Origin of the sequence: Streptomyces roseoviridis, assembly GCF_039535235.1 — a bacterium.
Lineage (GTDB): Bacteria > Actinomycetota > Actinomycetes > Streptomycetales > Streptomycetaceae > Streptomyces > Streptomyces roseoviridis.
This window is the reverse complement of record NZ_BAAAWU010000001.1, coordinates 4,153,486-4,180,194: the sequence shown is the minus strand read 5'-3', so window position 1 is coordinate 4,180,194 and position 26,709 is coordinate 4,153,486. Positions and strand designations below refer to the sequence as shown.

Sequence of the window (26,709 nt, the reverse complement as noted above, 5' to 3'; positions counted from 1 at the left end):
GACCAAAAGTCGCCACTATTCCGCGTAGTACCCTTCGAAACCCCTGTGCGCCTTGTCACCACGGCCCGCCCCCGAATGCGACCTGGGTCACGCAACCAGGGCTTTCCAGAAGCCGTCCCGCACTACGCTGACCGTTTTCGGGGACGTACGTGGACGACGCGGGGGACGCACATGGATCCGGCACTCATCGGCACCCGGCTCGCCTCGGCGGCGATCGGCCCGCTGCTGAGGAAACTGCTGGCCGGCGACGGTCCCGGAGCCGGTCTGCCGGGCGGCGCACGCAAGGTGAGGCTCTCCGGCCTGCTCTCCTTCCGCGGCGAGAAGCGCACCCTGACCGAGAAGGACGTCCGCGGGCTCGCCGCCACCCTCGTGGAGCGGGCCGCCGCCGGCCCCGGCGAGCGCCCCTTCCCCGCCGACGAGACCGAGGCGGTCGCCGACGCCCTGGCCTCCCGCCTCCTCGCCCTCGGCGACCTCGACATGGACGATGTCCAGGCCGTCCGCCTCGGCCACCTGGCCCTGGCCCGGCACCTGCGCGCCGCCGCCCCGCCCCCGGACGGCCTGGCCACCGCCTCCGCCCTCTTCCTGGACGCCGTCACCGAAGCCGCCTGCCGCCACATCCTGGAGTTCTTCACCCAGCGCTCCACCTTCGTGGCCCGGACCCTCGTGGAACAGAGCCGCGAACAGGCCGACCTGGGGACGAAGCTGGACCGCCTGACCGACCGGATCGCGCACCCGGACGTACGGGACGCCGACTTCGAGCGGCGCTACCTGGCCCACCTGGCGAAGAAGCACGGCCGGCTCACCATCTACGGCATCGACCTGCACCACTCGCCGGACGAGTGGCCGCTGGACATGGCGTACCTGTCGCTGGAGGCGACCGGGCCGGCGGAAACCGGCGAGACCTGGGACGAGCTGAGCACCACGGAGCAGCCCTTTCCGCTCCGGCACCCCGGCCCCGCCGCCCTCCCCGCCGACCGGGCCCTGGCGGAACACTCCCGCATCCTGCTGCGCGGCCTCGCCGGCTCCGGCAAGACCACGCTCGTCCAGTGGCTGACCGTGGCGGCCTCGACCGGCCAACAGGCCGACGGCATGGCCTACCTCCACGGCCGCATCCCCTTCGTCCTGCCCCTGCGCACCGTCACCCGGCACGGCGAGCGGCTGCCCGCGGCCGGACACTTCCTCTCCGCCGCCGGCTGCCCCCTCACCGCCCCCGAGGGCTGGGTCGACCGGGTCCTCACGGCCGGACGGGGCCTGGTCCTGGTCGACGGCATCGACGAGATCCCCGAGGCCGAACGCGGCCGGGCCCGCACCTGGCTCCGCGACCTCCTCGCCGCCTACGGAGAGGGCAACCGCTGGCTGGTGACCTCGCGCCCCAGCGCCGTCGGCGACGACTGGCTGGCCCGGGACGGCTTCACCGAGCTGACCCTCTCCCCCATGACCCGCGCCGAGGTGGCCACCTTCGTACGCCGCTGGCACCAGGCCGCCGGGCCGGACGCCGCCCCGTACGAGCAGCCGCTCCTCGACGCCCTGCGCACCACCGAACACGTCGCCCAGCTCGCCACCAACCCCCTGATGTGCGGCCTGATCTGCGCCCTCCACCGCGACCGCCGCGGCTATCTGCCGCGCGGCCGCAAGGCGCTCTACGAGGCCGCCCTGTCCATGCTGCTCACGCGTCGCGACCGGGAGCGCGACATGGGCACCCCGTACGGCATCGCCCTCGACGAGGCCCCGCAGATCCAGCTCGTCCAGCGCCTCGCGTACTGGCTCACGCTCAACGGCCGGCTCCAGATGGACCGTGCGCACGCCGAGACGATCGTCACCGAGGCCGTGCCTGCCGTCATGGACGCCTCGGCGTACGCGCCCGGCAAGGTCTTCACCCACCTGCTGCACCGCAGCGGTCTGCTGCGCGAGCCCACCGCCGACACGGTCCACTTCGTCCACCGCACCTTCCAGGACTACCTCGCCGCCAAGGCCCTCGTGGACCACTGGGACATCGGCGTCCTGGTCTCCCACGCCGCCGACGACCAGTGGGAGGACGTCATCCGCATGGCGGTCGGCCACGCCCGCCCGCGCGAGTGCGCCGAGATCCTGCGCGAGCTGCTGGCCGCCGCGGACCGGGCCGAGAACCGGCGTACCCGCCTGCGCCTGGTGCTGCTCGCGGCGAGTGCCCTGGAACACGCCACGGAGGTCGATCCACGGACCCGTGAGGACGTGCTCGCCCGGACCGGAGAACTGATCCCGCCCCGCACACCGGACGAGGCGCGCGAGCTGGCCGGGGTCGGCCGCCTCCTGCTGGACCTCCTGCCCGCCCCCGAGGGGCTCACCGACGAGGAGGCGGAGATGGTGGTGGTGGCGGCGAGCCATGTCACCGTCGACGCGGCCGTTCCCTACCTGGCCCGCTTCGCCCGCCACCCGGCTCTGGACGTCCGGGCCCAGCTCGTGTGGGCCTGGCAGCGTTTCCCGGCCGGTCCGTACGCCGAGGCCGTCATCGCCCGTCTCGACCTCACCGAACTCCGCCTGCTCGTACTCGACGACGAGCAGGCCATCGAGCTCCTGGGCCTCGATGTCGTCCCGGAGCGGCTGGAGATCGACGAAGACGTGTCGGACTCCGGAGCGGCCGCCCTCCTCGCCCGGGGCGGCCTGCGCGGCCTGGTGCTGTCCCGGGGTGCCGGCAGTCGGCTGCCGGCGGAACTCGCGGCTCTGGGCGAGCTCGACACCCTCTCCGTCATGCTGCACCGCGACACCCCGTGGAGCCTCGGCGAGCTCCCGGCGGCGGCCCCGCTCACCCGGCTGTTCTTCGCCCACCCGCCGACGGAGGGGGTGGCAGGGCTCGGCCGCTACGAAGAACTGGTCCACCTCTCGGTGGGCAACGCCGAGCTCACGGCCGACGACTGGCGGGCGCTTGCCGCTCTCCCGCACCTCGTCTCGCTGGTCGCCGGAATCGACAGCCTGAGGACGTGTCCTGGCGACGTCGGCCTGCCCGGGGTCACCGTTCTCAATCTCGTCCTGAACCGGCAGCGGTCGCGCTCCCTCGCGCGCGTGGCCGAGGTGTTCCCCGCCGTGCAGCGGCTCACCCTCTCGCTCATCGCCGTCGAGGGGGAGGTGCTCGACGTCACTCCCCTCGCGGCCCTGCCGGACCTGTCGGTGCTCCGGGTCCGCGACGCCCCGCTGACCGGCACCGAGCACCTCTCCCCGGCCGTACAGATCCACGCCTGACCGCACGCACACGAAGGGGCGGCCCCGGAACCGTCAGGTTCCGGGGCCGCCCCTTCAGCGCTCAGCTCGGCTCAGCGCGGCGTCAGGTCACGCGTCCTTCGACAGGTTCGGACCGGGGCCGCCCGCCGCCTCCACCGGAGGGACGTCCGGCAGGGCCGACTTCTCCTCGCCGCGGAAGGTGAACTTGCGCTCCTCGCCGTCGCCCTCCGTGTCCACGACCACGATGTGGCCGGGCCGCAGGTCGCCGAAGAGGATCTTCTCCGACAGGGTGTCCTCGATCTCGCGCTGGATCGTCCGGCGGAGCGGACGGGCGCCGAGAACGGGGTCGTAGCCCTTCTTCGCGAGGAGCTCCTTCGCGGTCTGGGAGAGCTCGATGCCCATGTCCCGGTCCTTGAGGCGCTCGTCGACACGGCCGATCATCAGGTCGACGATCTGGAGGATGTCGTCCTGGGTCAGCTGCGGGAAGACGATGATGTCGTCCACACGGTTGAGGAACTCCGGGCGGAAGTGCTGCTTCAGCTCGTCGCTGACCTTCGCCTTCATCCGCTCGTAGTTGGACTTCGTGTCGCCCTGGGCCGCGAAGCCCAGGTTGAAGCCCTTCGAGATGTCCCTGGTCCCGAGGTTGGTCGTCATGATGATGACCGTGTTCTTGAAGTCCACGACCCGGCCCTGGGAGTCGGTCAGACGACCGTCCTCCAGGATCTGGAGAAGGGAATTGAAGATATCGGGGTGGGCCTTCTCGACCTCGTCGAAGAGGACCACGGAGAACGGCTTGCGGCGCACCTTCTCGGTGAGCTGGCCGCCCTCTTCGTAGCCCACGTATCCGGGCGGAGAACCGAAGAGACGGGAGACCGTGTGCTTCTCGCTGAACTCCGACATGTCGAGGGAGATCATCGCGTCCTCGTCGCCGAAGAGGAATTCGGCGAGCGCCTTGGACAGCTCGGTCTTACCGACACCGGAGGGGCCGGCGAAGATGAACGAGCCGCCGGGACGCTTCGGGTCCTTCAGACCCGCTCGCGTACGCCGGATGGCGCGCGAGAGGCCGATGACGGCGTCCTTCTGGCCGATGACGCGCTTGTGGAGCTCGTCCTCCATGCGGAGCAGGCGCGAGGACTCCTCCTCGGTCAGCTTGAAGACCGGGATGCCGGTGGCGGTCGCGAGGACCTCGGCGATCAGCTCGCCGTCGACCTCGGCGACGACGTCCATGTCGCCGGCCTTCCACTCCTTCTCCCGCTTGGTCTTCGCGGCGAGGAGCTGCTTCTCCTTGTCGCGCAGGGAGGCGGCCTTCTCGAAGTCCTGCGAGTCGATCGCGGACTCCTTGTCCCGGCGGACGGAGGCGATCTTCTCGTCGAACTCGCGGAGGTCCGGCGGCGCGGTCATCCGGCGGATGCGCATCCGGGAGCCGGCCTCGTCGATCAGGTCGATCGCCTTGTCCGGCAGGAAGCGGTCCGAGATGTAGCGGTCGGCCAGGGTCGCGGCCTGGACGAGGGCCTCGTCCGTGATGGAGACCCGGTGGTGGGCCTCGTAGCGGTCGCGCAGACCCTTGAGGATCTCGATCGTGTGCGGCAGCGACGGCTCGGCGACCTGGATGGGCTGGAAGCGGCGCTCGAGGGCCGCGTCCTTCTCCAGGTACTTCCGGTACTCGTCGAGCGTGGTGGCACCGATGGTCTGGAGCTCGCCGCGGGCCAGCATCGGCTTGAGGATGCTGGCGGCGTCGATCGCGCCCTCGGCGGCACCCGCACCCACCAGGGTGTGGAGCTCGTCGATGAACAGGATGATGTCGCCGCGGGTGCGGATCTCCTTGAGGACCTTCTTCAGGCGCTCCTCGAAGTCACCGCGGTAGCGGGAGCCGGCGACCAGGGCACCGAGGTCCAGGGTGTAGAGGTGCTTGTCCTTGAGGGTCTCGGGCACCTCGCCCTTGACGATGGCCTGGGCCAGGCCCTCGACGACCGCCGTCTTGCCGACGCCGGGCTCGCCGATGAGGACCGGGTTGTTCTTCGTCCGGCGGGACAGCACCTGCATGACCCGCTCGATCTCCTTCTCGCGCCCGATGACCGGGTCGAGCTTGGACTCGCGGGCCGCCTGGGTGAGGTTGCGGCCGAACTGGTCGAGGACCAGGGACGTCGAGGGCGTGCCCTCGGCAGGGCCGCCCGCGGTGGCGGCTTCCTTGCCCTGGTAGCCGGAGAGCAGCTGGATGACCTGCTGCCGGACCCGGTTGAGATCGGCGCCCAGCTTCACGAGGACCTGGGCGGCGACGCCCTCGCCCTCGCGGATCAGGCCGAGCAGGATGTGCTCGGTGCCGATGTAGTTGTGGCCGAGCTGGAGGGCCTCCCGGAGCGACAGCTCCAGGACCTTCTTGGCACGAGGGGTGAAGGGGATGTGCCCGGACGGGGCCTGCTGGCCCTGGCCGATGATCTCCTCCACCTGCTGGCGGACCGCCTCGAGCGAAATCCCGAGGCTCTCCAGGGCCTTAGCGGCGACACCCTCACCCTCGTGGATAAGGCCCAGGAGGATGTGCTCGGTGCCGATGTAGTTGTGGTTGAGCATCCGGGCTTCTTCCTGAGCCAGGACGACAACCCGCCGCGCGCGGTCGGTGAACCTCTCGAACATCGTTAATCGCTCCTCAGAGCGGTCAGTCAGTTAGGGGTCGATCCCCTCCCTGTCCTTCCGCAGCTTAGTCCCGCAAGCGGGGACCGCTCATTCCAACTGCCGACATCCGTCCGGATCACCCCCTCACTTCTCGGGGAGACCTGCTGCCGAACAGCCGACAAATGCTCCAACTCGATGGTGCGAGACGATGTTCCCGCAGGCCAAGCTGTTAGCCCCGGCTCCAGTACGCCGATGGCGAACGTGAGACGCTTCAGCCCGCGAGACGCCCCTCCTCACATGGAATGTCTTACCCGTAAGCAGGGACACTCCATGCGGCGCACCCCGGTTCCCTCCGCTACGGGCGAACAACCTTGCGCGGCCGAATGCACCCGTACGCCCCCATCGTGGACACTCCGCGCTCCGGACGGAGAACACGGGGTCACCCTCTTCCGTAACCCGCCGGGGCCCGGAGGCGTTCTGCCGGTATGGCCCTCACCGTCCCGCCGCCCCGTTCGCCGATCGACGGCGGTCTGGCGCGGTGGTACGAGCACGAGCTCGGCTGGGCGACCGCGCCCGGGCCGCCGGTGCAGCTGGTGACGGGACTGCGGTTCGACGTCCTGGAGCTGCCCGCGCCCGCCGGTCACGGAGTGCTGCGCCGGTTGGGCGCCGCCGTCGGTCCGGTGGCCCTCATGGGGCGGCGGATGCGGCTGCTCGTCGCCGCGGGGAGCGCGGAAGAGCTTCCCGGACTCCTCGACTGGCTGGAGTGGGGCGGGATCTCACTGGATCTGGCGATGCTCGGCACCGGCGGCCGGATGACCGCGCCCCTGCCTCCGGGCCGGAAACCCGCCGGTCGGAGCGGTTCCGGCGTGCCGGAGGCCGCGGTGTGGCTGAGGGCCCCGGAGCCGGGGCGCGAGGTCGAGTCCTCGCTGCCGGCCCTGCGGCCCTCGCTGCGGGGACGCGCCGCCGAGGCGGACTCCCCCTGTCTGGTGCGGCTCGTGGCCGCCGCGGCCGCCGAGTGCCACCGGGTGCGGCTGCTGAGTGCTGCCCGTGGCCGCCGGCCGGAGCCGGTGGCGGGGGCGGACGCTCAGCAGCGGGGCGCTCAGCGGTTGGCGTCCTCGTAGGCCGCCTTGATCTCGGCGGGCACCCGGCCGCGGTCGTTCACGTTGTAGCCGTTCTCCTTGGCCCACGCGCGGATCTTCGCGGTGTCCGGGCTGCCGCCGGAGGCGGTCGCACGGCCCTTGCCGCGGGCACCGGCGCTGCGCCCACCGGTACGACGTCCATTCTTGGTGTACGGCTCGAGCAGGTCACGGAGCTTGTCCGCGTTGGCGGTGGTGAGGTCGATCTCGTAGGACTTGCCGTCCAGCGCGAACGTCACGGTCTCGTCCGCCTCCCCGCCGTCGAGGTCATCGACAAGAAGGACCTGAACCTTCTGTGCCACCGGATTTCCTTTCATCGAAAATGCAGTACGCGGAAAGGAAACCGCTTTTCCCGGAAAAACACAAACCCCTGGCAGAGGTTCAGAACCCCGGCAACGCGGGAAACGTGCGCGATTCGGACATAGGCACTCCGAAGACGCCCGGATCCGCGCTCCGGGTCACAGGTGCAGAAGCATGCGGCTGTTGCCCAAGGTGTTCGGCTTCACTCGTTCGAGACCGAGGAACTCGGCGACGCCCTCGTCATAGGAACGCAGGAGCTCACTGTAGACATCTCCGTCGACCGGAGTCTCGCCGATCTCGACGAAGCCGTGCTTCGCGAAGAAGTCGACTTCGAAGGTCAGGCAGAAAACCCTGCGTACACCGAGCCATCGCGCGGTGTGCAGCAACTTGTCGAGGACCTGATGTCCCACTCCGGCGCCCTTGAAGCCGGGATCGACCGCGAGAGTGCGCACTTCGGCGAGGTCTTCCCACATCACGTGCAGGGCTCCGCAGCCGACGACCGTGGCGTCGTCGTCGCGTTCGGCGACCCAGAACTCCTGGATGTCCTCGTAAAGCGTCACGGGCGCCTTGTCGAGGAGGATGCCGCGGCGCACGTAGGGATCGACGAGACGGCGCAGGGCGGCGACATCGGAGGTACGGGCCCGGCGTACGGTGACGGCATTGGCGGAAGCGGATGGCATGGGGGGACGTTATCGCCCGGGCCCGCCGGGCTCCCGGCCCCCCTCGGCCGTTTCGGCGGGCGGCGCGGCGGCCTCGGGGATGTCCCGCTGGGCGATACGGATGGCGTCGTTGAGCGCCTCGCGCTGTTCGGGCGACATCATCCCGAAGAAGGCGACGAGGGCCGCCGCGGGGTTGTCGCTCTGCGCCCAGGCCTCGTTCATCAGTGCGGCCGAGTAGGCGGCCCGGGTGGAGACCGCCGTATATCGATAGGCGCGGCCTTCGACTTCCCTGCGCACCCAGCCCTTCTGATGGAGATTGTCCAATACCGTCATGACGGTGGTGTAGGCGATGGACCGTTCCTGCTGGAGATCCTCCAGGACTTCCCGGACGGTGACCGGCCGGTTCCATTGCCAGACGCGCGTCATGACGGCGTCTTCCAGCTCTCCCAATTGACGGGGCACACGGCCACCTTAGTGCGAGATCGACACTTATAGGCACATTGCTGGACGAAACGTCTCCGAAGACAGCAAAAAGGACGTACGGCCTGGCGGCGGTCGTACGTCCTGGGGGCCCCGGGGGGCTCTGTTACGGGGCGGGGGTGCCGCTCTGGCGGGCGGCCTCGGCGCGGGCGAAGGCGGCGTCCACGGCCTCGTCCTCCTTGGCCTTGTTCGGTCCGCCCTGGCTCTTGACGATCACGACGATGAGGGCGGTGAAGAACACGGCCATCACGACGGGGGGCAGGAGCGCGGATACGTATTCCATGGCATCCAGAGTAGCTATCCGGCGGCGCGTTCCTCGGGCGGGGGCGGCGGAACGGGGCGCCGGCGTGGCGGGAAGACCTCGGAGGGCTTGGGCACCGGGCGCTCGCCGGGCGCGGGCGGCCGGGGCCCGGGGCGTCCCGGTGAGCCCGGTGCGGGCTGCCTCGGCCCCTCCTCGGCGGCGCGGCCGCCGGGCAGGGCGAGCAGCCGGGTGCGGGCGACGGGCGCGAGCCGGGCCGGGGTGCGGGTCCGGGCGGCGGCCGGGGCGGGGAGCGGGGAGCGGGGCCCGGCCTGGGCGACGCGGGCGAGGCGGGCGCGGACGGATCGTTCCGCCAGGACCTGGCAGCGGGCGAGCAGCGCGGCGGCCGCCGGGTTGCCGCGCAGCGCGCGCAGGGCGGAGAGGTCGTCGGCGGCCGGGTCGTAGCCGGCGGCCAGGGCGTCCCGGAGGAGCTCCAGATAGCCGGGCAGCGAGCCGGGCAGGGCCCGGCGGTAGCGCGCCAGGTCGGCGAGGAGGAAGGCGCGCTGCCGGCCGGCCTCGCGCACCGCCTCGTCCACGGATTCGGCCAGGCGCAGGCAGTCCTGGACGTCGTCGTCCTGAAGGGGGGCAGGGTTGAGTGCGGTGGCGAGGGCGCGTCGGAGCACACGCAGCTCGTCCGCGCTGAACGCCATGCCGCCGCGGGATCCGTAGGGCGTGGGCATGGACCGACGATACGCGCTAATCGGACAAATCCGTCGTTTTTCGATCTTTCCGGCGGGTCGGCCCGCCGGAAGGATCCGGAGGGCCGCCCACGCGCCGGCACGGCCCCCCGGCCCTACATGCGCGAGACGTTCCGCTCGTAGACCAGTCGCAGGCCGATCAGCGTCAGCCACGGCTCGTGCGCGTCGATCTCCTTGGAGTCCGCGAGCACCATCGGCGCCAGACCGCCGGTCGCGATCACCGTCACGGCCGAGGGGTCCCCGTCCGGGCCGGCCAGCTCGCGCTTCATCCGCGCGACCACGCCGTCCACCTGACCCACGTAACCGAAGACGATGCCGGACTGCATCGCCTCGACCGTGTTCTTGCCGATCACGCTGCGCGGGCGGGCCAGCTCGATCTTGCGGAGCATGGCGCCCTTCACGCCGAGCGCCTCGACCGAGATCTCGATGCCCGGGGCGATGGCGCCGCCCGCGTACTCGCCGCGCGCGGTGACCGCGTCGTACGTCGTCGCCGTGCCGAAGTCGACGACGATCGCCGGACCGCCGTACAGCTCGACCGCCGCCACCGCGTTGATGACGCGGTCGGCGCCGACCTCCTTGGGGTTGTCCGTGAGGACCGGGACGCCCGTCTTGACGCCCGGCTCCACCAGGACCGCGGGGACGTCCCCGTAGTAGCGGCGCGTCACCTCGCGCAGCTCGTGCAGCACCGAGGGGACGGTGGCGCAGATCGCGATGCCGCCGATGCCGTCGCTCAGCTCGACGCCGAGCAGCGGGTGCATGCCCATCAGGCCCTGGAGCAGGACCGCCCACTCGTCGGCGGTGCGCCGCGGGTCGGTGGAGATGCGCCAGTGCTCGACGATCTCCTCGCCGTCGAAGAGACCGAGGACGGTCTGGGTGTTGCCGACGTCGATCGTGAGCAGCATCAGCGGGCCGCCTCGCGCAGGTCCAGGCCGATGTCGAGGATCGGGGAGGAGTGGGTGAGGCCGCCCACCGCCAGGTAGTCCACGCCGGTCGCCGCGTACGCCGCCGCGTTCTCCAGGGTGAGGCGCCCGGAGGACTCCAGGACCGCCCGGCCGCCGACCAGGGCGACCGCCTCCTCGGTCTCGGCCGGGGTGAAGTTGTCGAGCAGGATCAGGTCGGCGCCCGCGTCCAGGACCTCGCGGACCTGGTGCATGGTGTCGACCTCGACCTCGATCGGCACGTCCGGGAACTGCTCGCGCACGGCCTTGAACGCCTCGGCCACGCCGCCGGCCGCCACCACGTGGTTGTCCTTCACCAGGGCCGCGTCCGACAGCGACATGCGGTGGTTGACGCCGCCGCCGCAGCGCACCGCGTACTTCTCCAGGGCGCGCAGGCCCGGCGTGGTCTTGCGGGTGTCGCGGACCTTCGCCTTCGTGCCCTCCAGGGCGTCCGCCCACGCGCGCGTGGCGGTGGCGATGCCGGACAGGCGGCACAGGATGTTCAGCGCGCTGCGCTCGCCGGTGAGCAGGTCACGGGTGCGGGCGGTGACGCTGAGCAGCGTGTCGCCCGCCTCGACCCGCTCGCCGTCCTCGACGTGCCGCTCGACCTCGAACTCGTCGGTGCAGACGATCGACAGGACCGCCTCGGCGACCCTGAGGCCGGCCACCACACCGGCCTCGCGGGCGGTGAAGTCGGCGGTCGCGACGGCGTCCTCGGGGACGGTCGCCACGGTCGTCACGTCCACGCCGCCGTCGAGGTCCTCGGCGATGGCCAGGTGGGCGATGTCCTCGACCTGGACCGGGTCGAGTCCGGCGTCGGCGAGCAGCTGGGCGAGCGCCGGGTCGAGACCGCACTCGTACGCCTCGTCCTCCCCGCAGCCGCAGCCTTCGCCGCAGCCGCCACCGGGCTCGGCGGGGGCGTTGATCTGGATCAGGGGCACGTCCACGGGCTCCGGACGTGCTTCTTCGGGCGTGCTCACGGCTGCGGCTCCCTGGGTGCGTCGGGGGTTACGGGCGGAAAGTCTGCGCCGGTGGTGCGGTGCACCACCAGCCGTCGGTCGGGCGTCAGCCGGACGACCAGGTGGCGGCGCCAGGCCGCGTCGTCCCGGTCGGGCCGGTCCTCGCGCCAGTGGCAGCCGCGGGTCTCCTCGCGCGCCTGCGCCGAGGCCACCAGGACCCGGGCGACGACCAGCAGGTTGGCGGTCTCCCAGGCTTCGACTCCGGGCTCGGCGGCCTTGCGGCCGTCCCGTCCGGCGTCGAGCTCGGCGTTCAGCTGGAGCCCCTCCAGGGCGTCGGCGGCGTCGCCGAGGCTCGCGGCGGAGCGCAGCACGCCGGCGCCCGCGGTCATGATCCGCTGGATCTCCCGGCGCTCCTCGGGCGGCAGCAGGGTCTGCACGGAGCCGGGGGCGGTGGCGGGCAGCGGCAGGCCCTCGCGGTGCGGGCCGTGCGCGGTGATGTCGTCGGCGATCCGCTCGGCGAAGACCAGGCCCTCCAGGAGGGAGTTCGACGCCAGCCGGTTCGCTCCGTGGACGCCCGTGCAGGCGACCTCGCCGCAGGCGTAGAGGCCCGGCACGGTCGTCCGGCCGAGCAGGTCGGTGCGGACGCCGCCGGAGGCGTAGTGGGCGGCCGGGGCGACCGGGATCGGCTCCGTGACCGGGTCGATGCCGTGGGCTCGGCAGGCGGCCAGGATGGTCGGGAAGCGCCGCTCCCACATCTCGGCGCCGAAGTGGCGGGCGTCGAGGTACATGTGCTCGGCGCCCTGCTCCCGCATCCGCCGCATGATCGCCTTGGCGACGATGTCGCGGGGCGCCAGCTCGGCGAGCTCGTGCTGCCCGAGCATGAAGCGGACCCCGTCGGCGTCGACGAGATGGGCGCCCTCGCCGCGCACGGCCTCGGAGACCAGCGGCTGCTGGCCCTCGGAACCGGCGCCCAGGAACAGCACCGTCGGGTGGAACTGGACGAACTCCAGGTCGGAGACCTCCGCGCCGGCGCGCAGCGCGAGCGCCACGCCGTCGCCGGTGGACACCGCCGGGTTGGTGGTGGCGGAGAAGACCTGGCCCATGCCGCCGGTGGCGAGGACCACGGCGGGGGCGTGGACGGCGCCGACGCCGTCGTGCTGGCCCTCGCCCATGACGTGCAGGGTGACGCCGGCCGTACGGCCCTCGGCGTCCTTGAGGAGGTCGAGGACGAGGGCGTGCTCGACGAACCGCACGCCCTGGTCGCGTATCGCCTCCACCAGGGCGCGGGAGATCTCGGCGCCGGTCGCGTCGCCGCCCGCGTGGGCGATCCGGCGGCGGTGGTGGCCGCCCTCGCGGGTCAGCGCGATCTCGCCGCCGTCGGTGCGGTCGAAGGCGGCGCCGGTGGCGATGAGCCGACGGACGGCGCCGGGGCCCTCGGTGACCAGGGCGCGCACGGCCTGCTCGTCGCACAGTCCGGCACCCGCCACGAGCGTGTCGTCGAGGTGCTGCTCGGGCGTGTCGCCCTCGCCGAGCGCGGCGGCGATGCCGCCCTGGGCCCAGCGGGTGGAGCCGTCGTCGAGCCGGGCCTTGGTGACGACGACCGTGCGCAGCCCGGCGGAGGTGCAGCGCAGGGCCGCGGTCAGGCCCGCGACGCCGGAGCCGACCACGACGACGTCGGCGTCGATGGACCAGCCCGGGTCGGGCGCGTGCAGCCGTATTCCGGTCACTTCGTGGCTCCGAAGGTCAGGGGGAGGTTGTCGATGAGCCGCGTGGTCCCCACCCGCGCGGCGACGGCGAGGATCGCCTCCCCGTCGTGATCGTCGGCGACCTCCGTGAAGTCGGCCGGATCGACCAGGGCCAGATAGTCCAGGGTGAGCGGCGGTTCGGCCTTGGCCGCGTCGTCCAGTACGGCCTGGGCCGCCGCCCGTACGGCCTCGGCGCCCCCGCCCTCGGCCACCTGGGCGACCGCGTGGGCGTCGGCGGCGGCGCGGGCCTCGCCGAGCCGGGACAGCGCCTCCGCCCGGGTCTCGGCCCGGCTCTGGGCGCCGGGCAGGGCGGTGGCGCGGGCGCGCAGCGCCTCCTGGGCCGCGAGCCGGTCACGGGCGGCGAACAGCGCGCGGGAGAGCGCCAGGGCCGTGCGGCGCTCCGCGGGCGACAGGTAGCGGTTGCGGCTGGACAGGGCGAGACCGTCGTCCTCGCGCACGGTCGGCACGCCGACGATCCCGACCGGGAAGTTCAGGTCGCGGACCATGCGGCGGATCAGTGCCAGCTGCTGGGCGTCCTTCTGGCCGAAGAACGCCAGGTCCGGCGCCGTGAGGTGGAGGAGCTTGGCGACGACGGTGAGCATGCCGTCGAAGTGGCCGGGCCGGGAGGCTCCCTCCAGGCGCTCTCCCATGGGGCCGGCGCTGATCCGGACCTGCGGCTCCCCGCCCGGGTAGACCTCGTCGACGGAGGGCGCGAAGACGGCGTCGGCACCGGCGGCCTCGGCGACCCGCAGGTCGGCGTCGAGGGTGCGGGGGTAGCGGTCGAGGTCCTCGCCCGCGCCGAACTGGAGCGGGTTGACGAAGACGGTGACGACGACGGTGCCGTCCGGGCCTACCCGGTCGCGGGCGGCGCGCACCAGGGTGGCGTGGCCCTCGTGCAGGGCGCCCATGGTCATGACGACGGCGCGGCGGCCGGCGTCCGCCCGCGCGTGGAGGTCGGCGGCCGTACGGACGAGCGTGAAGGTCATCGGTGGTCGTCCCCCTCGGCGAGCACACCCAGCAGGTCCTGGGCCAGCTCGGGCTTGAGCAGGCCGTGCGCGAGCGCGCGGTCGGCGGTGGCGCGGGCCATCGCCAGGTAGCCGGCGACGGTGGCGGGCGCGTGCTTGTGCAGCTCGGCGACGTGGGCGGCGACGGTGCCGGCGTCACCGCGGGCGACGGGCCCGGTCAGGGCGGCGTCGCCGGAGCGCAGCGCGTTGTCCAGGGCGGCGCCGAGCAGCGGGCCGAGCATCCGGTCCGGGGCGCCGACCCCGGCCGAGCGGAGCAGCTCCATGGCCTGGGCCACCAGGGTGACCAGGTGGTTGGCGCCGAGGGCGAGGGCCGCGTGGTAGAGCGGCCGGTTCTCCTCGGCGATCCACTCCGGCTCGCCGCCCATCTCGATGACGAGGGCCTCCGCCGCCAGCCGCAGCTCGTCGGGGGCGGTGACGCCGAAGGAGCACCCGGCGAGCCGCTGGACGTCCACGGAGGTGCCGGTGAAGGTCATCGCCGGGTGCAGGGCCAGCGGCAGCGCGCCGGCCCGGCGCGCCGGGTCGAGGACCCGCACCCCGTAGCGCCCGGAGGTGTGCACGAGGAGCTGCCCGGGCCGGACCGCGCCGGTGTCGGCGAGGCCCTCGACGAGGCCGGGCAGGGCGTCGTCGGGAACGGTGAGCAGGACCAGGTCGGCGAGGGCGAGCACCCGCGCGGGCTCGACGACGGGGACGTCCGGCAGCAGGGCGGCGGCACGGCGCCGGGAGGCGTCGGAGACGGCGGAGACGGCCACGGGACGGTGTCCGGCGAGCTGCAGGGAGGCGGCGAGCGCGGGGCCCACCCGGCCCGCGCCGACGACGCCCACGGTGAGCCGCGCGGGGCGGTCCTCCGCCCGGTCGGGCTGCTGCCGGGGCTGTGCTGGTGGTGCGTTCACGATGCGGGTCGGCCTTCCGTTCCAGTCCTCGGCGGGTACCGGACGATTTCTGGTCATGCTACGCCAGCGTTTCGCGCTCACCCGCGACTGTCCACAGAGCAGAGGAGGCGGTGTGATGATCGGCCCGACCCTGTGGACAACTCCCTGGGGAACCTCGCCCCGATGGACGATGATCGGGCCATGGAATCCGATCAGCAGAGCGTCGAGTACCGGGCCCGGGTGTGGAGCGGCGCCCGTCGCAGACTGTGGCACACCTCGACGGACGGCACCGTGGGGGAACGGCTGCGCGAGCTGGCCGACTGGGCCGCCGGGACGCCGTACGGGGACGGGCGGGTCGACACGTACGGCGACGCGGTGGTGGAGGAGCTGGAGCGGCGGGTCGCCGAGGAGCTGGGCTTCCCGGCCGCGGTCTTCTTCCCGACCGGGACCATGGCCCAGCAGGTCGCGCTCCGCTGCTGGGCCGGCCGGACGGGGAACGCGGTGGTCGCGCTGCACCCCCTGGCCCACCCCGAGCTCCACGAGAACGGGGCCTTCGAGACGGTCGCCGGCCTGCGCACGGTCCACCTGACGGACGAGCCGCGCCTGCCGACGGCCGAGGAGGTGCGGGACCACCCCGAGCCCTTCGGCGCCCTCATGGTGGAGCTGCCGCTGCGGGACGCGGGCTTCGTGCTGCCGGACTGGGACGAGCTCGTCGCGGTGGTCGAGGCGGCCCGGGAGCGGGAGGCGGTGGTCCACTTCGACGGGGCGCGCCTGTGGGACTGCCCGGCCCATTTCGGCCGCGGACTGCCGGAGATCGCGGGCCTCGCGGACAGCGTCTACGTCTCGTTCTACAAGTCGCTCGGCGGCCTGTCGGGCGCGGCGCTCGCCGGCCCGGACGAGCTGGTCGAGGAGGCCCGCCTGTGGCGCCACCGCTACGGCGGCCAGCTCTTCCAGCAATACCCGGCCGCCCTGTCCGCCCTGCGCGGCCTGGAGACGGAGCTGCCGCGCCTGCCCTCGTACGCGGCCCACGCGCGCGTGGTCGCCGCCGCGCTCCGTGACGCCTTCACGGAAGCCGCCGTGCCCTGGTTCCGCGTCCACCCGGAGGTCCCGCACACCCACCAGTTCCGCGTCTGGCTCCCGTACGACCCCGACGCCCTCACCGCCGCCGCGCTCTCCCTGACCGAGGACACCGGCACCACCCTCTTCCGGCGCTGGTTCGCCGCGCCGGCGGGCGGCCCGCCGGGCATGGCGGTCACGGAGGTGACGGTCACGGCGCCGGGCCTGGAGTGGACGGCCGAGGACGTGCAGGAGGCGGTACGGGACTTCCTGACCCGGGTGCGCTGAGCCGGGGGGCGACGCCGGAGCGGCCCCGCGCGGCGCCGTGCACCGACCCCCGGGCGAAGCCGGAACAGCCTCGCGACGCTGTGGGCCGACCGCCGGGCGAGGCGGCAGCGGCCCCGCGCCGCTCCCAGTGACGGCCCCCGCGCCACCCGCCGCTCCCGGCGACGGTGACGGCCCCCGCGCCACCCGCCGCTCCCGGCGACGGTGACGGTGACGGCCTCCGCGCCACCCGCCGCTCCCTACCCCGGCCCGGCTCCCAACCGGCCCCGCATCCGTGCGAGCACCGCCCGCAGCACCTCCCGGAGCACCGCCGGATCGTGGGTGCCGGGGGCGGGGGGCGCCGGTTCGCCGAGCCCGGCTGCCCGGTAGCTGTCCAGGAGGTGTCCTTGAAGTGCGTCCATGCCCCCACCGTGCGCCCGCCGCGCGCCGCCCGCCCCGCCGATTGACGGCCCTCGTCAAACGGCACGACACCCGCCCCACCGGGCCCCGCACCATAGGGGGGTGAGCGTGACCATCGACATCACAGGACTGCCGCACGAGCGGATCACCTTCTGCCCCTCGCCGCTGGCGGAGCTCGGCAACGCCCTGCACGCGCTGGCCGAACCGGCCCATCACGCGCGCCTGCACGCGTGGACGACGGCGACGGCGGCGGGCCTGAAGCCGGAGCTGGCCGAGCGGCTCCACGAGGCGGACTTCATGTGGCGGTCGACGCGCTCCGACTTCCTGCTGCCGGCCCAGCCCCGCGAGACGCTGGCGGAGGAGCTGGACGACCTCGACCGCATGGACGACGAGAAGTTCGTCGGCGCCGCCTTGGAGATCTCGTGCAGCAGCCGCTACGCCCAGGGCATCCCGTCCCCGCTCGTCGACGAGCACTCGCGCCGCCGGGCCCTCGACCTGGCCGCGGCGCGGGGCCCGCGGCAGGCCGCGTTCGTGGAGCGCATGCTGTGCGAGCCGACGGCCACCCGCGCCTGGATCCGCCGGCTCCTCCAGGACTGCGACGAGGCGTTCTTCGCGGACACCTGGCAGCGGGTCCGCGTGCAGCTCGCCGCCGACGCCCGCCACAAGACCGAGCTGCTGCGCCGCAAGGGCCTGGCCGAGGCCCTGACGGCCGCCTCCCCCGCCCTTTCCCTGGAGGAGGACGGGCGCGGTTCGCGCATCGTCGTGGACAAGCTGGTGCACGGCCGCACCGAGGCCCACGGCACCGCCGTCACGCTGGTGCCGACGGCGTTCGGCTGGCCGCACCTGTTCGCCCTGTGCGCGCCCGGCTGGCAGCCGGTGATCCAGTATCCGGCGGCCGCCCGCGAGGTCGGGGGCGCCGAGTCCGTCGAGCTGGTCAAGCGCCGTCTTGAGGCCATCGCCCACCCGATGCGGATGCGCCTGTGCCGGAGCCTGGCGCGCGGCCCATACTCGACGAGCGAGCTGGCCGACGCGTACGGCATCACCGCCCCGGAGGTCTCGCGCCACCTCTCCGTCCTGAAGAAGGCCGGGCTGCTGACCACCCAGCGCCGGGGCCGCTATGTGCTGCACCAGCTGGACTTCCCCGTCGTGGCCCGCCTCGGCAGCGACTTCCTGGAGTCGGTCCTGCGCTAGGCCGTGTCCGGAAAGTCCCGCCTGGCCGGCTACGCCCGGTGCCGAGCCTCGTGCGCACACCCCAGGCCGCCCGCCCGCTCAGTCGAAGCGGAGGTGCGAAAGACCCACCCGGATCCGGCGCAGCCGGTGCCGCAGCGGCCCGTCCGTGTTCGGCGCGATCCGCAGCCCCGCCCGTCGCGCGACCAGGTCGGCGACCTGCGGGACGGTCAGGTGGTCGGTAGGGATGTGGTGGGCGAATTCCGGAGCGGCCAGCCGCTCCAGGCAGCCGTCCAGTTTCCGTACGGCGAAGCTCTCCCGCTTCAGGCCGCGCCCCAGACCCCGTTCGCTCAGGCGCCGCAGCACGGTCTCGCGCTCGGCGAGCAGCGCGAAGTGCCGCACCCGCTCCTCGCCGTGCGTCTGCCGCAGCCGCCCGACCGTCTCGGCGAAGTACGCGGGCTCGACGACGGTCATCGGCGCGATCACCGGCCCGTCGTGCCGCCGCAGCGCCAGGTCGAGCACCTCGTACACGCCCTGCCGCCACGCCGCCAGGTCCTGGAAGTCGCCGCGCAGCCCCGGCGGCAGGCTCCGGTGCAGGCCGAAGCCGATGTGCTCGGGGTCGCAGACGACGCTGCCGGGCAGGCGGCGGCGCAGTTCCCAGGCCGTCTGCGTCTTGCCGCCGCCGAACGGCCCGTTGAGCCAGAGCAGCACCTCAGCGTCCGCCGGCCCGTACGAGGCCGGTCTCGTAGGCGAGGACGACGACCTGGACCCGGTCGCGCAGGCCCAGCTTGGTGAGGATGCGCCCGACGTGGGTCTTGACGGTGGCCTCGGACAGCACGAGGCGGGCGGCGATCTCGCCGTTGGACAGGCCCTGGGCGACCAGCATCATCACTTCCCGTTCCCGCTCGGTCAGCCGCTCCAGTTCCTTCTGCCGCGGCTCGGGACCGGCCGACGGCAGCATGGGCGAGAAGCGGTCCAGGAGCCGGCGGGTCGTGGAGGGCGCGACGACCGCGTCCCCGCTGTGCACGGAGCGGATCGCGCCGAGCAGTTCGCCCGGCGGCACGTCCTTGAGCATGAAGCCGCTGGCGCCCGCCTTGAGCCCGGAGAAGGCGTACTCGTCGAGGTCGAACGTGGTCAGGATCAGCACCTTCGGCGCGTCCGGCTCCGCACAGATCCGCCGGGTCGTCTCCACCCCGTCCAGCTTGGGCATGCGCACGTCCATCAGGACCACGTCCACGGCCGTGCTCCTGAGCACCTCCAGGGCCTCCACGCCGTCACCCGCCTCCGCCACGACCTCCATGTCCGGCTGGGCGGCCAGCACCATGCGGAAGCCGGTGCGCAGCAGCACCTGGTCGTCGACGAGCATCACGCGGATGGACATGGGGATCCTTAAGGGGTCGTGGGGTCGTCAGTGAGCGGGCTTGAGGGGGAGCAGGGCGCTGATGCGGAAGCCGCCGCCGGGGCGCGGACCCGCGTCCAGGGTGCCGCCGACCATGCCGACGCGCTCGCGCATGCCGATCAGGCCGTGGCCGCGCCCGTCGGCGCCGCCGTCCTCGTACATCTCCTGGGGCGCGCCGCGACCGTCGTCCTCGACGAGCAGTCCGAGGCCGTCGTCGAAGTAGACCAGCCGGACGCTGGCACCGGCGTCGGGACCGCCGTGCTTGCGGGTGTTGGTGAGGGCTTCCTGGACGATCCGGTAGGCGGTCAGTTCGACGCCGCTGGGCAGCGGGCGCGGGGTGCCCTCGACCTTGAAGTCGACGGCGAGGCCGGCGCCGCGGACCTGTTCGACGAGGTCCTCGATCTGCTGGACGTCGGGCTGGGGGACGTACTCGCCGGCCTCCTGGTGCTCGCCGGTGCGCAGGATCCCGAGCAGCCGGCGCATCTCGGCGAGGGCCTGGCGGCCGGTGCTGGAGATGGTCTCCAGGGCCTGCTTGGCGGTCTCGGGCGAGGAGTCCATGACGTAGGCGGCGCCGTCGGCCTGGACGACCATCACGGAGACGTTGTGGGCGACGACGTCGTGGAGCTCGCGGGCGATGCGGGCGCGTTCGGCGGCGACGGCGACCTTGGCCTGCGCTTCGCGTTCCTTCTCCAGGCGGGAGGCGCGTTCCTCCAGCTGGGCGAAGTAGGCGCGGCGGGTGCGCACGGAGTCGCCGAGGACCCAGGCGAGCGCGAAGGGCACGGTCATGATGACCGTGAAGAAGATCTTGGCGGCGACCGAGTCGGTGCCGTCCTGGACGGGCCAGCGCAGCTGGGAGAGCGTGCTGGCGCTCAGTCCGCCGGCGAGGGCGATGCGGGAGGCCCAGCGGGGGCCGTCGTGGGCGGCGACGGTGTAGATGATCACCAGCATGGCGAAGTCCGCCAGGAACGGGATGATCCCGAGGGCGAGCTGGGCGAGGCCGAGGCCGACCGCGAGCAGCAGCATCTTCTCCGGCATGCGCCGCCGCAGGGCCACGACCAGCGAGAACAGCGCGCCGACGACCGCGTACGGGACGGGCTCGACGACCGCCGGGACGGACGAGGCCACCCACAACAGGGAGAACCCGAAGAGGACGACGGCCCAGAAGGTGTCGACGCCCGTCGGGTGTCTGCGGAGGAAGTCGTAGAGGCGCTGCACGTGACCCAGCGTAGGGAAAGGGGATAGGTGCAGGGGTCAACCGTGGGAGCGATCCTTCCCGTGAGGCCCGTACTCCCCAAGGTGGAGACTGGGGCACGTGACGGATGAGACGTGTCAATGGCGGGGCTGGCGGGACGCGATGGAGCGGGCGCTGTACGGCCCGGGGGGCTTCTTCCTGCGGCCCGAGGGGCCGGCCGGCCACTTCCGTACGTCGGTGCACGCCTCGCCGCTGTTCGCGGGGGCGGTGGCGCGGCTGCTGGTGCGCACGGCGGAGGAGCTGGGGACGGACGAGGTCGCGTTCGTGGACGTGGGGGCGGGCCGGGGCGAGCTGCTGACGGGCGTGCTGGCGGCGGTGCCGGCGGATCTGCGGGTCCGCCCCTACGGGGTGGAACGCGCGGCCCGACCGAAGGGCCTGGACCCGCGGATCACCTGGACCGGGCGGCTGCCGGACGGGGAGCGGGGGCTGCTGTTCGCGAACGAGTGGCTGGACAACGTGCCGGTGGACGTGGCGCAGGTCGACGACGCGGGCGCGGTGCGGTACGTGGAGGTCGACGGCGCGGGCCGCGAGCGGCTCGGCGCCGTCGTGGCGGGGCCGGACGCCGAGTGGCTGGAGCGGTGGTGGCCGCTCGGGGAGCCCGGGGAACGCGCGGAGATCGGCCGGCCCCGCGACGTGGCCTGGGCGACGGCGGCGGCCTGCCTCGCCGCCGGCACGGCGGTGGCCGTCGACTACGGCCACACCCTCCCGGCCCGCCCGCCCTTCGGCACCCTCACCGCCTTCCGCGCAGGCCGCGAGGTCACCCCCGTCCCGGACGGCACCTGCGATCTGACGGCCCACGTGGCCCTGGACGCCTGCGCGGCGGCGTCGCCCGGCGCTCGGCTCGGCACCCAGCGCGAGGCCCTGCGCGGCCTGGGCGTCCTGGGCGGGCGCCCGCCCCTGTCCCTCGCCACCCAGGACCCGGCCGGCTACGTCCGTGCCCTCGCGGCCGCGGGCGAGGCGGCGGAACTGACCGCTCCGGGCGGTCTCGGCGATTTCCTGTGGCTCGTCCGGCGGACGGGCTGAGGAGGCGGGCCGGGAAGCCCCCGGCCGAAGGCCGCCCGTGGCGGCGCGCGAGGGATACTGTCCGGCATGACGGAGACGACGGTCGGCATCGGCGGCGCGGCGGAGAGCACCGACATGGTGCTCAACATCGGGCCGCAGCATCCCTCCACGCACGGTGTGCTCCGGTTGCGGCTCGTGCTCGACGGGGAGGTCGTGCGGGAGGCCGAGCCGGTGGTCGGCTACATGCACCGCGGGGCCGAGAAGCTGTTCGAGGCGCGGGACTACCGGCAGATCATCATGCTGGCCAACCGGCACGACTGGCTGTCCGCGTTCTCCAACGAGCTCGGCGTGGTCATGGCCGTCGAGCGAATGCTGGGCATGGAGGTCCCCGAGCGGGCGGTGTGGACGCGGACGCTGCTGGCCGAGCTGAACCGGGTGCTCAACCACCTGATGTTCCTCGGCTCGTACCCGCTGGAGCTCGGCGGCATCACCCCCGTCTTCCACGCCTTCCGCGAGCGGGAGGAGCTCCAGGCCGTCATGGAGGAGGTCTCCGGCGGGCGGATGCACTACATGTTCAACCGGGTCGGCGGGCTGAAGGAGGACCTGCCCGCGGGGTGGCTGGGCCGGGCCCGGCAGGCGGTCGCGGACGTGCGGTCGCGGATGGACGTGTACGACCGGCTCGTGCTCGGCAACGAGATCTTCCGGGGGCGGACCCGCGGGGTCGGGGTGCTGACGCGGGAGACCGCGCACGCGTACGGGGTGTCGGGGCCCATCGCCCGCGCCTCGGGCGTCGACTTCGACCTGCGGCGCGACGAGCCGTACCTCGCGTACGGGGAGCTGCTCGACACCCTGCGGGTGGTGACCCGGACCGAGGGCGACTGCCTGGCCCGCTTCGAGTGCCTCCTGGAGCAGACGCACAACGCGCTGGAGCTCGCCGACGCCTGTCTGGACCGGATCGAACAGCTGCCGCAGGGCCCCATCAACCAGCGGCTGCCGAAGGTCCTCAAGGCGCCGGAGGGGCACACCTACGCGTGGACCGAGAACCCGCTGGGCGTCAACGGCTACTACCTGGTGTCCAAGGGCGAGAAGACCCCGTACCGGCTGAAGCTGCGCTCGGCCTCGTACAACAACATCCAGGCGCTGACCGAGCTGCTGCCCGGGACGCTCGTCGCCGACATGGTGGCGATCCTCGGCTCGCTCTTCTTCGTCGTCGGCGACATCGACAAGTAGACCGACACGTAGGACGGCGCGCCGGGCCGCAGCCCCGGCGCCAAGGGCGGTGCGCCGGGCGATCGGGACCGGCGGGACGGCCGGCGCGGCGGTGACCCTCACCCAGGAGCCGGTGCGCCTGACGGGGGTCCGGACGGTCGGGACGGCGGCAGGCAGGCAGGTGGGACCGGTGGCAGGCCGGCGGGACGGCACGCGGCGGGCGCCGGCGGATCCTGTCCGCCGGCGCCCGCCGCCTACGCCCGCTGCCTTACGAGTTGACCGCGCCGCGCAGCTCCGCCACGTCGAGCTGCTCGGTCTCGTCGTGCGCCGTGAGGTCGATGACCTGGCCGATCGCCCGCTGTTCGGGGGCGGCCGGCTGCTCCGCGGCGGCGAGGACCTCCTCGCCGACGACATCGGCGAGGTCCTCGTTCTGCACGGCCTCGATCGCGGCGGCGGCCTTCTTGGCGCCCAGCGCGGCCTGCGGGCCCTGCGCCGCCTGCGTGTTCCCGCTGCCCTGCGCGCCGCGCGTGCTCTGCGTGCCGAAGTAGTCGAAGCCGCCCACGGGGCGCGGGGCGGGGCGGCGGGCGGCGTACGGGACGATCGCGGCCGCGGCGGGCACGGTGCGCAGCGCGGAGGCCCCGGAGGTCTTCGCGTGCTGCTCCTCGTGCGCGCGGCGACCTGCGGCGCCGGGGACCCTCGCCTCGGTGCCGGTGTCGGTGCCGGTGCCGGTGTCCGCAGCAGTCCGCGTCGCCGGCTCGGGGTCCGCGTCCTCCTCCGTGCCCGGGGCCTCGGCGGCGGGCCCGCTCCTCGCCGCCAGGTTGCGCAGGGCCTCCGCGGCCCGGCGGTACGCCTCGGGCGTCGGGGTGGACCCGGCGGCGGGCAGGGCCTTCGTCCCGGAGGTCGCGGTGGTCTCCAGGGCGAGCACGCGGCGGCCCTCCAGCGCGCTGGCCCGCTCGGTCTCCGCGGTGGCGTAGCGGCGCAGGAGGTCGGCGTGCTCGCTGCGGAGTCCGGCCAGCTCGACGCGCTTGGCGCGGAGCTTGGCGTCGAGGCGGGCGCGCAGCTCGCGCGACTCCTCCAGGTCGGACTCCAGTTCGGCGATCCGCTCCTCGGTCTTCCACTGGTCGGCGGTGCGGGCCCGGTTCAGCTCGGCCACCTGGCGGCCGGCGCTGCGGTCCCAACTGCGCATGAGGACGGCACCGGTGACGGCGGCGGCCGCCGCGGCGGCGACGAGCAGCCGCAGCACCACGGGGTCACCGAGCAGCCAGGCGACCGCGGCACAGACGACCGACGCCCCGGCGACCGCGGAGGGCGGCAGGAGCTTGTGCAGAGGTGGGGAATGGCGGTGACGTCCACGTGGCATGGCCTGAAATTTACCGTGCGTAGGCGCGGTATGGGGGGTCGGCCCGGCAATCTCTTGGCGAGTTCTCGTCGTCGCCTGCCGGGGGGATCCTCATTCCCCGCCGGGCCCGGCCGACTCCCCTTACCCGGCGCCTACTTCTTGAGCAGCCCCTTCGACTCCAGATAGTCCTTCGCCACGTCCTCGGGCTTCGCCCGCTCGGCGTCGACCTTGCGGTTGAGTTCGGCGAGATCCGCCGTCGTCAGCACCTTCGTGATCTTGTCGAGGGCGGCGGCTATCTCCGGCGATCCGGCGTCCTTCGCATTGACCACGGGAAGGACGTTGTCGGCGTTCTGCAGCTTCTTGTCGTCGGCGAGGAAGACCAGTCCGAAGGACTCGACGGTGGCGTCCGTGGTGGTGGTCAGGACGAGCTGGTCGATCCCGTCCTTGACGGCCTGCTTGGCCTGCGGGGTGCCGACTCCCCGGGGGTCGACGCCGATGACGTCGATGCCGTAGGTCTTCTTCAGGCCCGGCGCGCAGAAGGGCCGGATCTCGCATTCGTCACCGGCCGCGATCTTCACCTTCAGCTTGGCGCGGCCGAGATCGGAAAGCGTCCTCAGCTTGTTCTTCTCCGCGAATTCCCTGCTCACGGCGAAGGCGTTCTGGTCGACGGCCCGGCCGGCCGCGAGCACCTTCAGTCCTCGCGGCTCGGCGAGCTTCTTCAGCGCCTCGGTGGTGGCGGCCACGTCTCCCGAGGCGACCGGCTTCTCCACGGGCGCCTTGGGGCCGTTCGCCTTCGCGTTGAGGAATTCCGCGAGGGTCGCCGCGTATTCCGGAACGACGTCGATCTCGCCCTTCTCCAGGGACGGTTCGTACAGCTCGCGGTTCTTCACCGTGGTGACGCTCGCGGAGTATCCGGCGTCGTCGAGGACCTGGGCGTAGAGCTCGGCCAGCACCTTCGACTCGGTGAACGCCGCGGCGCCGACGACGATCGCGCCCTTGCCGCCGCCCGTGCTCCCGCCCGGGGAGCCGCCCTTCGACTGCTCCAGGCTGTCGCCGCCGCACGCGGCGAGCGATGCCGTCAGTGCCGCCGTGCCCAGTGCCGCGCCCACGAGGCGCGAGGTCCTGCTCACACAATCACCCATCTCCGTCGTTGTCCTTGCTCACCGCGGGGCGCCCCGGCCGAGGAGCCGGTCCGCGGCCACCAGCAGCACCTCCACGAGGAGCGCCAGCAGAGCCACGAGCACGGCGCCGGCGACCACCCGCGGGGTGTCGTACGTGTTGAATCCGGCGGTGATGATCCGGCCCAGGCCGCCCTGGCCGACCATGGCGGCGATCGTCGCCGTGGCGATCACCTGCACGGCCGCCGACCGCAGACCCGTCATCAGCATCGGCCGGGCGAGCGGAAGTTCCACCGCGCGGAAGAGCTGGCCGCCGGACATGCCCATGCCGCGCGCGGCCTCCACGACGGCGCGGTCCACCTCCCGTACGCCCACATAGGCGTGAGTGAGCAGCGGGGGTATCGCGAACAGCACGAGCGCGGCCACCGTCGGCACGTACCCCGCGTTGCGCAGCGGCGAGACCATGAACAGGCCGAGGACGGCGAAGACGGGGACGGCCCGGCCCGCGTTGGAGACGTTGACGGCGAGGGCGCCGCCCCGGCCCAGGTGCCCGAGCCACAGGCCCAGGGGAAGGGCGAGGGCGCAGGCCAGCAGCAGGGCGGTCCCGCTCACGTACAGGTGCTCGGCGAGCCGGTGGGCGATGCCGCTCTCGCCCGACCAGTTCGCGCCGGTGCTCAGCCAGCTCCACGCGTCCGCGACGACCGTCATCCCGGCCTCCCCGCCGTGCGCCGGGCCCGCGGCCGCGTCCAGGGGGTGAGGAGCCGCTGGAGGCCGAGCAGCAGCAGGTCGGCGGTGACGGCGAGCAGCACGCACAGCACGGAGGCGGCGAGCACCTGGGCCTTGAAGAAGGTGGGCAGCGCGTCCTCGATGAGGTTGCCGAGGCCGCCGCGGCCGACGATGGAGCCGACCGTGGTGAGCGCGATCGTGGAGACCGTCGCCATCCGTATGCCGGCCATCAGCGCGGGCAGCGCGAGGGGGAGTTCGACCTCCCAGAGCAGCCGGCCCGGCCCGTACCCCATGCCGCGGGCGGCCTCCCGCGTCTCGGCGGGCACGGCCGCGAGCCCGGCGAGGACGCCCCGCACGAGGATGGTCAGCGAATACAGCACGAGCCCGGTCACCACGAGCGCCGAGGACAGTCCGAGGAAGGGCAGCAGCAGCGAGAACATCGCGAGGGACGGGATCGTGTAGAGCAGGGTGGTGAGTCCGAGCACGGGCCCGGCGAGGCGCGGTCTGGCCCGCACGAGCAGCGCGAGGGGAAAGGCCACGGCGAGGCCGAGCAGCACCGACACGGCGGTGATGCCGACGTGCTGGAGGGTGGCGTCCGTCAACTCCTGGGCGCGGCTGCGCAGATACGCACCGCAGATCCAGTCGTTCGCCACCAGGCAGTCCGCCGCGGCCATGTCCACCCCCCGTCACCACGCGCCCTTCTCACCGGGCGGAAGACCCGGACCGAAGATCGAACGTCTGTCTGGCGACCCTAACTCCCGCCACCGACAGTCCGCCGGGAATCCCCCAGAAGCGCCACGATGTGGAAATACTTCCTTCACACAGACCCGGCCGCGAGGGGTCAG

At 73.1% G+C, this 26,709-nt stretch carries 25 protein-coding genes; 6 read left to right on the top strand and 19 right to left on the bottom strand.

Annotated features, from left to right (window positions below):
* Positions 1–171 precede the first annotated feature (171 nt).
* Positions 172–3,216, top strand: a complete 3,045-nt coding sequence (locus ABD954_RS18970; RefSeq protein ID WP_345487230.1) for an NACHT domain-containing protein — start codon at positions 172–174, stop codon at positions 3,214–3,216.
* Positions 3,217–3,303: 87 nt separating this feature from the next.
* On the opposite strand, the gene ABD954_RS18965 is transcribed toward ABD954_RS18970, so the two are convergent.
* Positions 3,304–5,826, bottom strand: coding sequence for an ATP-dependent Clp protease ATP-binding subunit (locus tag ABD954_RS18965; RefSeq protein WP_345487229.1), 2,523 nt, complete (start codon positions 5,824–5,826; stop codon positions 3,304–3,306).
* A gap of 464 nt (positions 5,827–6,290) precedes the next feature.
* Between ABD954_RS18965 and ABD954_RS18960 the strand changes: the two genes are divergently transcribed.
* The gene (locus ABD954_RS18960) at positions 6,291–6,926 is read left to right on the top strand and encodes an SCO3374 family protein (RefSeq protein ID WP_345487228.1); all 636 of its coding nucleotides are present in this window, start codon (positions 6,291–6,293) and stop codon (positions 6,924–6,926) included.
* Here the strand turns inward: ABD954_RS18960 and ABD954_RS18955 are convergent.
* The 10 genes from ABD954_RS18955 to ABD954_RS18910 all read right to left on the bottom strand — a co-directional run bounded on the left by ABD954_RS18955 (position 6,905) and on the right by ABD954_RS18910 (position 14,990).
* Positions 6,905–7,243, bottom strand: coding sequence for a histone-like nucleoid-structuring protein Lsr2 (locus tag ABD954_RS18955; protein WP_345487227.1), 339 nt, complete (start codon positions 7,241–7,243; stop codon positions 6,905–6,907). The genes ABD954_RS18960 and ABD954_RS18955 overlap by 22 nt on opposite strands.
* A 156-nt stretch (positions 7,244–7,399) precedes the next feature.
* Positions 7,400–7,921, bottom strand: coding sequence for an amino-acid N-acetyltransferase (locus ABD954_RS18950; protein WP_345487226.1), 522 nt, complete (start codon positions 7,919–7,921; stop codon positions 7,400–7,402).
* A gap of 9 nt (positions 7,922–7,930) precedes the next feature.
* Positions 7,931–8,362, bottom strand: a complete 432-nt coding sequence (locus ABD954_RS18945; protein ID WP_345487225.1) for a BlaI/MecI/CopY family transcriptional regulator — start codon at positions 8,360–8,362, stop codon at positions 7,931–7,933.
* A 124-nt stretch (positions 8,363–8,486) separates the two neighbouring features.
* Positions 8,487–8,663, bottom strand: coding sequence for a hypothetical protein (locus ABD954_RS18940; protein WP_345487224.1), 177 nt, complete (start codon positions 8,661–8,663; stop codon positions 8,487–8,489).
* A gap of 14 nt (positions 8,664–8,677) precedes the next feature.
* Positions 8,678–9,328, bottom strand: coding sequence for a hypothetical protein (locus ABD954_RS18935; protein WP_345492297.1), 651 nt, complete (start codon positions 9,326–9,328; stop codon positions 8,678–8,680).
* Positions 9,329–9,471: 143 nt separating this feature from the next.
* Positions 9,472–10,278: a type III pantothenate kinase gene (locus ABD954_RS18930; protein WP_345487222.1), complete on the bottom strand. Its 807-nt coding sequence runs from the start codon at positions 10,276–10,278 to the stop codon at positions 9,472–9,474.
* Positions 10,278–11,294: a carboxylating nicotinate-nucleotide diphosphorylase gene (gene nadC, locus ABD954_RS18925; protein ID WP_345487220.1), complete on the bottom strand. Its 1,017-nt coding sequence runs from the start codon at positions 11,292–11,294 to the stop codon at positions 10,278–10,280. The genes ABD954_RS18930 and nadC overlap by 1 nt, the downstream gene beginning before the upstream one ends.
* A complete protein-coding gene (locus ABD954_RS18920; RefSeq protein WP_345487219.1) occupies positions 11,291–13,000 on the bottom strand; it encodes an L-aspartate oxidase in 1,710 nt (569 codons plus the stop codon). Before ABD954_RS18920 ends, nadC begins: the two co-directional genes overlap by 4 nt.
* The gene (panC, locus tag ABD954_RS18915; protein WP_345487218.1) at positions 12,997–14,004 is read right to left on the bottom strand and encodes a pantoate--beta-alanine ligase; all 1,008 of its coding nucleotides are present in this window, start codon (positions 14,002–14,004) and stop codon (positions 12,997–12,999) included. The genes ABD954_RS18920 and panC overlap by 4 nt, the downstream gene beginning before the upstream one ends.
* A complete protein-coding gene (locus tag ABD954_RS18910; protein ID WP_345487217.1) occupies positions 14,001–14,990 on the bottom strand; it encodes a Rossmann-like and DUF2520 domain-containing protein in 990 nt (329 codons plus the stop codon). Before ABD954_RS18910 ends, panC begins: the two co-directional genes overlap by 4 nt.
* A 123-nt stretch (positions 14,991–15,113) precedes the next feature.
* Between ABD954_RS18910 and ABD954_RS18905 the strand changes: the two genes are divergently transcribed.
* Complete coding sequence (locus ABD954_RS18905) at positions 15,114–16,256, top strand: threonine aldolase family protein (protein ID WP_345487216.1); 1,143 nt, start codon at positions 15,114–15,116, stop codon at positions 16,254–16,256.
* Positions 16,257–16,492: 236 nt separating this feature from the next.
* Here ABD954_RS18905 and ABD954_RS18900 read toward each other — a convergent pair whose 3' ends face one another.
* Positions 16,493–16,654: a hypothetical protein gene (locus ABD954_RS18900; RefSeq protein ID WP_345487215.1), complete on the bottom strand. Its 162-nt coding sequence runs from the start codon at positions 16,652–16,654 to the stop codon at positions 16,493–16,495.
* A 100-nt stretch (positions 16,655–16,754) separates the two neighbouring features.
* On the opposite strand from ABD954_RS18900, the gene ABD954_RS18895 reads away from it, so the two are divergent.
* A complete protein-coding gene (locus ABD954_RS18895; protein ID WP_345487214.1) occupies positions 16,755–17,843 on the top strand; it encodes a DUF5937 family protein in 1,089 nt (362 codons plus the stop codon).
* Between the two features lie 78 nt (positions 17,844–17,921).
* On the opposite strand, the gene ABD954_RS18890 is transcribed toward ABD954_RS18895, so the two are convergent.
* The 3 genes from ABD954_RS18890 to ABD954_RS18880 are packed head-to-tail and all read right to left on the bottom strand — an operon-like array spanning position 17,922 to position 20,433.
* Complete coding sequence (locus ABD954_RS18890) at positions 17,922–18,530, bottom strand: AAA family ATPase (protein ID WP_345487213.1); 609 nt, start codon at positions 18,528–18,530, stop codon at positions 17,922–17,924.
* Between the two features lies 1 nt (position 18,531).
* A complete protein-coding gene (locus ABD954_RS18885) occupies positions 18,532–19,200 on the bottom strand; it encodes a response regulator (protein ID WP_345487212.1) in 669 nt (222 codons plus the stop codon).
* 27 nt (positions 19,201–19,227) lie between these two features.
* The gene (locus ABD954_RS18880; protein WP_345487211.1) at positions 19,228–20,433 is read right to left on the bottom strand and encodes a sensor histidine kinase; all 1,206 of its coding nucleotides are present in this window, start codon (positions 20,431–20,433) and stop codon (positions 19,228–19,230) included.
* A gap of 139 nt (positions 20,434–20,572) precedes the next feature.
* Here ABD954_RS18880 and ABD954_RS18875 point away from each other — a divergent pair, with 139 nt between their 5' ends.
* Entirely contained in the window at positions 20,573–21,493 is a 921-nt protein-coding gene (locus ABD954_RS18875) for an SAM-dependent methyltransferase (protein ID WP_345492295.1), read from the top strand.
* A gap of 66 nt (positions 21,494–21,559) precedes the next feature.
* Complete coding sequence (locus ABD954_RS18870) at positions 21,560–22,702, top strand: NADH-quinone oxidoreductase subunit D (protein ID WP_345487210.1); 1,143 nt, start codon at positions 21,560–21,562, stop codon at positions 22,700–22,702.
* Between the two features lie 247 nt (positions 22,703–22,949).
* Here the strand turns inward: ABD954_RS18870 and ABD954_RS18865 are convergent, their stop codons facing one another.
* The 4 genes from ABD954_RS18865 to ABD954_RS18850 form a co-directional block, all read right to left on the bottom strand.
* On the bottom strand, positions 22,950–24,041 hold the full coding sequence (locus ABD954_RS18865) for a coiled-coil domain-containing protein (RefSeq protein WP_345487209.1): 1,092 nt from the start codon (positions 24,039–24,041) through the stop codon (positions 22,950–22,952).
* Between the two features lie 131 nt (positions 24,042–24,172).
* Complete coding sequence (locus ABD954_RS18860) at positions 24,173–25,162, bottom strand: ABC transporter substrate-binding protein (RefSeq protein ID WP_345487208.1); 990 nt, start codon at positions 25,160–25,162, stop codon at positions 24,173–24,175.
* A gap of 18 nt (positions 25,163–25,180) precedes the next feature.
* Positions 25,181–25,846 carry an ABC transporter permease gene (locus ABD954_RS18855; protein ID WP_345487207.1) on the bottom strand — a complete coding sequence of 222 codons (666 nt, stop codon included), beginning with the start codon at positions 25,844–25,846 and terminating at the stop codon, positions 25,181–25,183.
* Positions 25,843–26,538, bottom strand: coding sequence for an ABC transporter permease (locus tag ABD954_RS18850; protein WP_345487206.1), 696 nt, complete (start codon positions 26,536–26,538; stop codon positions 25,843–25,845). The genes ABD954_RS18855 and ABD954_RS18850 overlap by 4 nt, the downstream gene beginning before the upstream one ends.
* Positions 26,539–26,709 lie beyond the last annotated feature (171 nt).

Excerpts from the sequence above, each read along its gene's own strand:
- ABD954_RS18970 (WP_345487230.1), top strand. The coding sequence starts at position 172 with ATGGATCCGGCACTCATCGGCACCCGGCTCGCCTCGGCGGCGATCGGC.
- ABD954_RS18965 (WP_345487229.1), bottom strand. The coding sequence starts at position 5,826 with ATGTTCGAGAGGTTCACCGACCGCGCGCGGCGGGTTGTCGTCCTGGCT.
- ABD954_RS18960 (WP_345487228.1), top strand. The coding sequence starts at position 6,291 with ATGGCCCTCACCGTCCCGCCGCCCCGTTCGCCGATCGACGGCGGTCTG.
- ABD954_RS18950 (WP_345487226.1), bottom strand. The coding sequence starts at position 7,921 with ATGCCATCCGCTTCCGCCAATGCCGTCACCGTACGCCGGGCCCGTACC.
- ABD954_RS18940 (WP_345487224.1), bottom strand. The coding sequence starts at position 8,663 with ATGGAATACGTATCCGCGCTCCTGCCCCCCGTCGTGATGGCCGTGTTC.
- ABD954_RS18935 (WP_345492297.1), bottom strand. The coding sequence starts at position 9,328 with ATGGCGTTCAGCGCGGACGAGCTGCGTGTGCTCCGACGCGCCCTCGCC.
- ABD954_RS18930 (WP_345487222.1), bottom strand. The coding sequence starts at position 10,278 with ATGCTGCTCACGATCGACGTCGGCAACACCCAGACCGTCCTCGGTCTC.
- panC (WP_345487218.1), bottom strand. The coding sequence starts at position 14,004 with ATGACCTTCACGCTCGTCCGTACGGCCGCCGACCTCCACGCGCGGGCG.
- ABD954_RS18910 (WP_345487217.1), bottom strand. The coding sequence starts at position 14,990 with ATGACCAGAAATCGTCCGGTACCCGCCGAGGACTGGAACGGAAGGCCG.
- ABD954_RS18905 (WP_345487216.1), top strand. The coding sequence starts at position 15,114 with ATGGAATCCGATCAGCAGAGCGTCGAGTACCGGGCCCGGGTGTGGAGC.
- ABD954_RS18900 (WP_345487215.1), bottom strand. The coding sequence starts at position 16,654 with ATGGACGCACTTCAAGGACACCTCCTGGACAGCTACCGGGCAGCCGGG.
- ABD954_RS18885 (WP_345487212.1), bottom strand. The coding sequence starts at position 19,200 with ATGTCCATCCGCGTGATGCTCGTCGACGACCAGGTGCTGCTGCGCACC.
- ABD954_RS18875 (WP_345492295.1), top strand. The coding sequence starts at position 20,573 with ATGGAGCGGGCGCTGTACGGCCCGGGGGGCTTCTTCCTGCGGCCCGAG.
- ABD954_RS18870 (WP_345487210.1), top strand. The coding sequence starts at position 21,560 with ATGACGGAGACGACGGTCGGCATCGGCGGCGCGGCGGAGAGCACCGAC.
- ABD954_RS18865 (WP_345487209.1), bottom strand. The coding sequence starts at position 24,041 with ATGCCACGTGGACGTCACCGCCATTCCCCACCTCTGCACAAGCTCCTG.
- ABD954_RS18860 (WP_345487208.1), bottom strand. The coding sequence starts at position 25,162 with ATGGGTGATTGTGTGAGCAGGACCTCGCGCCTCGTGGGCGCGGCACTG.
- ABD954_RS18855 (WP_345487207.1), bottom strand. The coding sequence starts at position 25,846 with ATGACGGTCGTCGCGGACGCGTGGAGCTGGCTGAGCACCGGCGCGAAC.
- ABD954_RS18850 (WP_345487206.1), bottom strand. The coding sequence starts at position 26,538 with ATGGCCGCGGCGGACTGCCTGGTGGCGAACGACTGGATCTGCGGTGCG.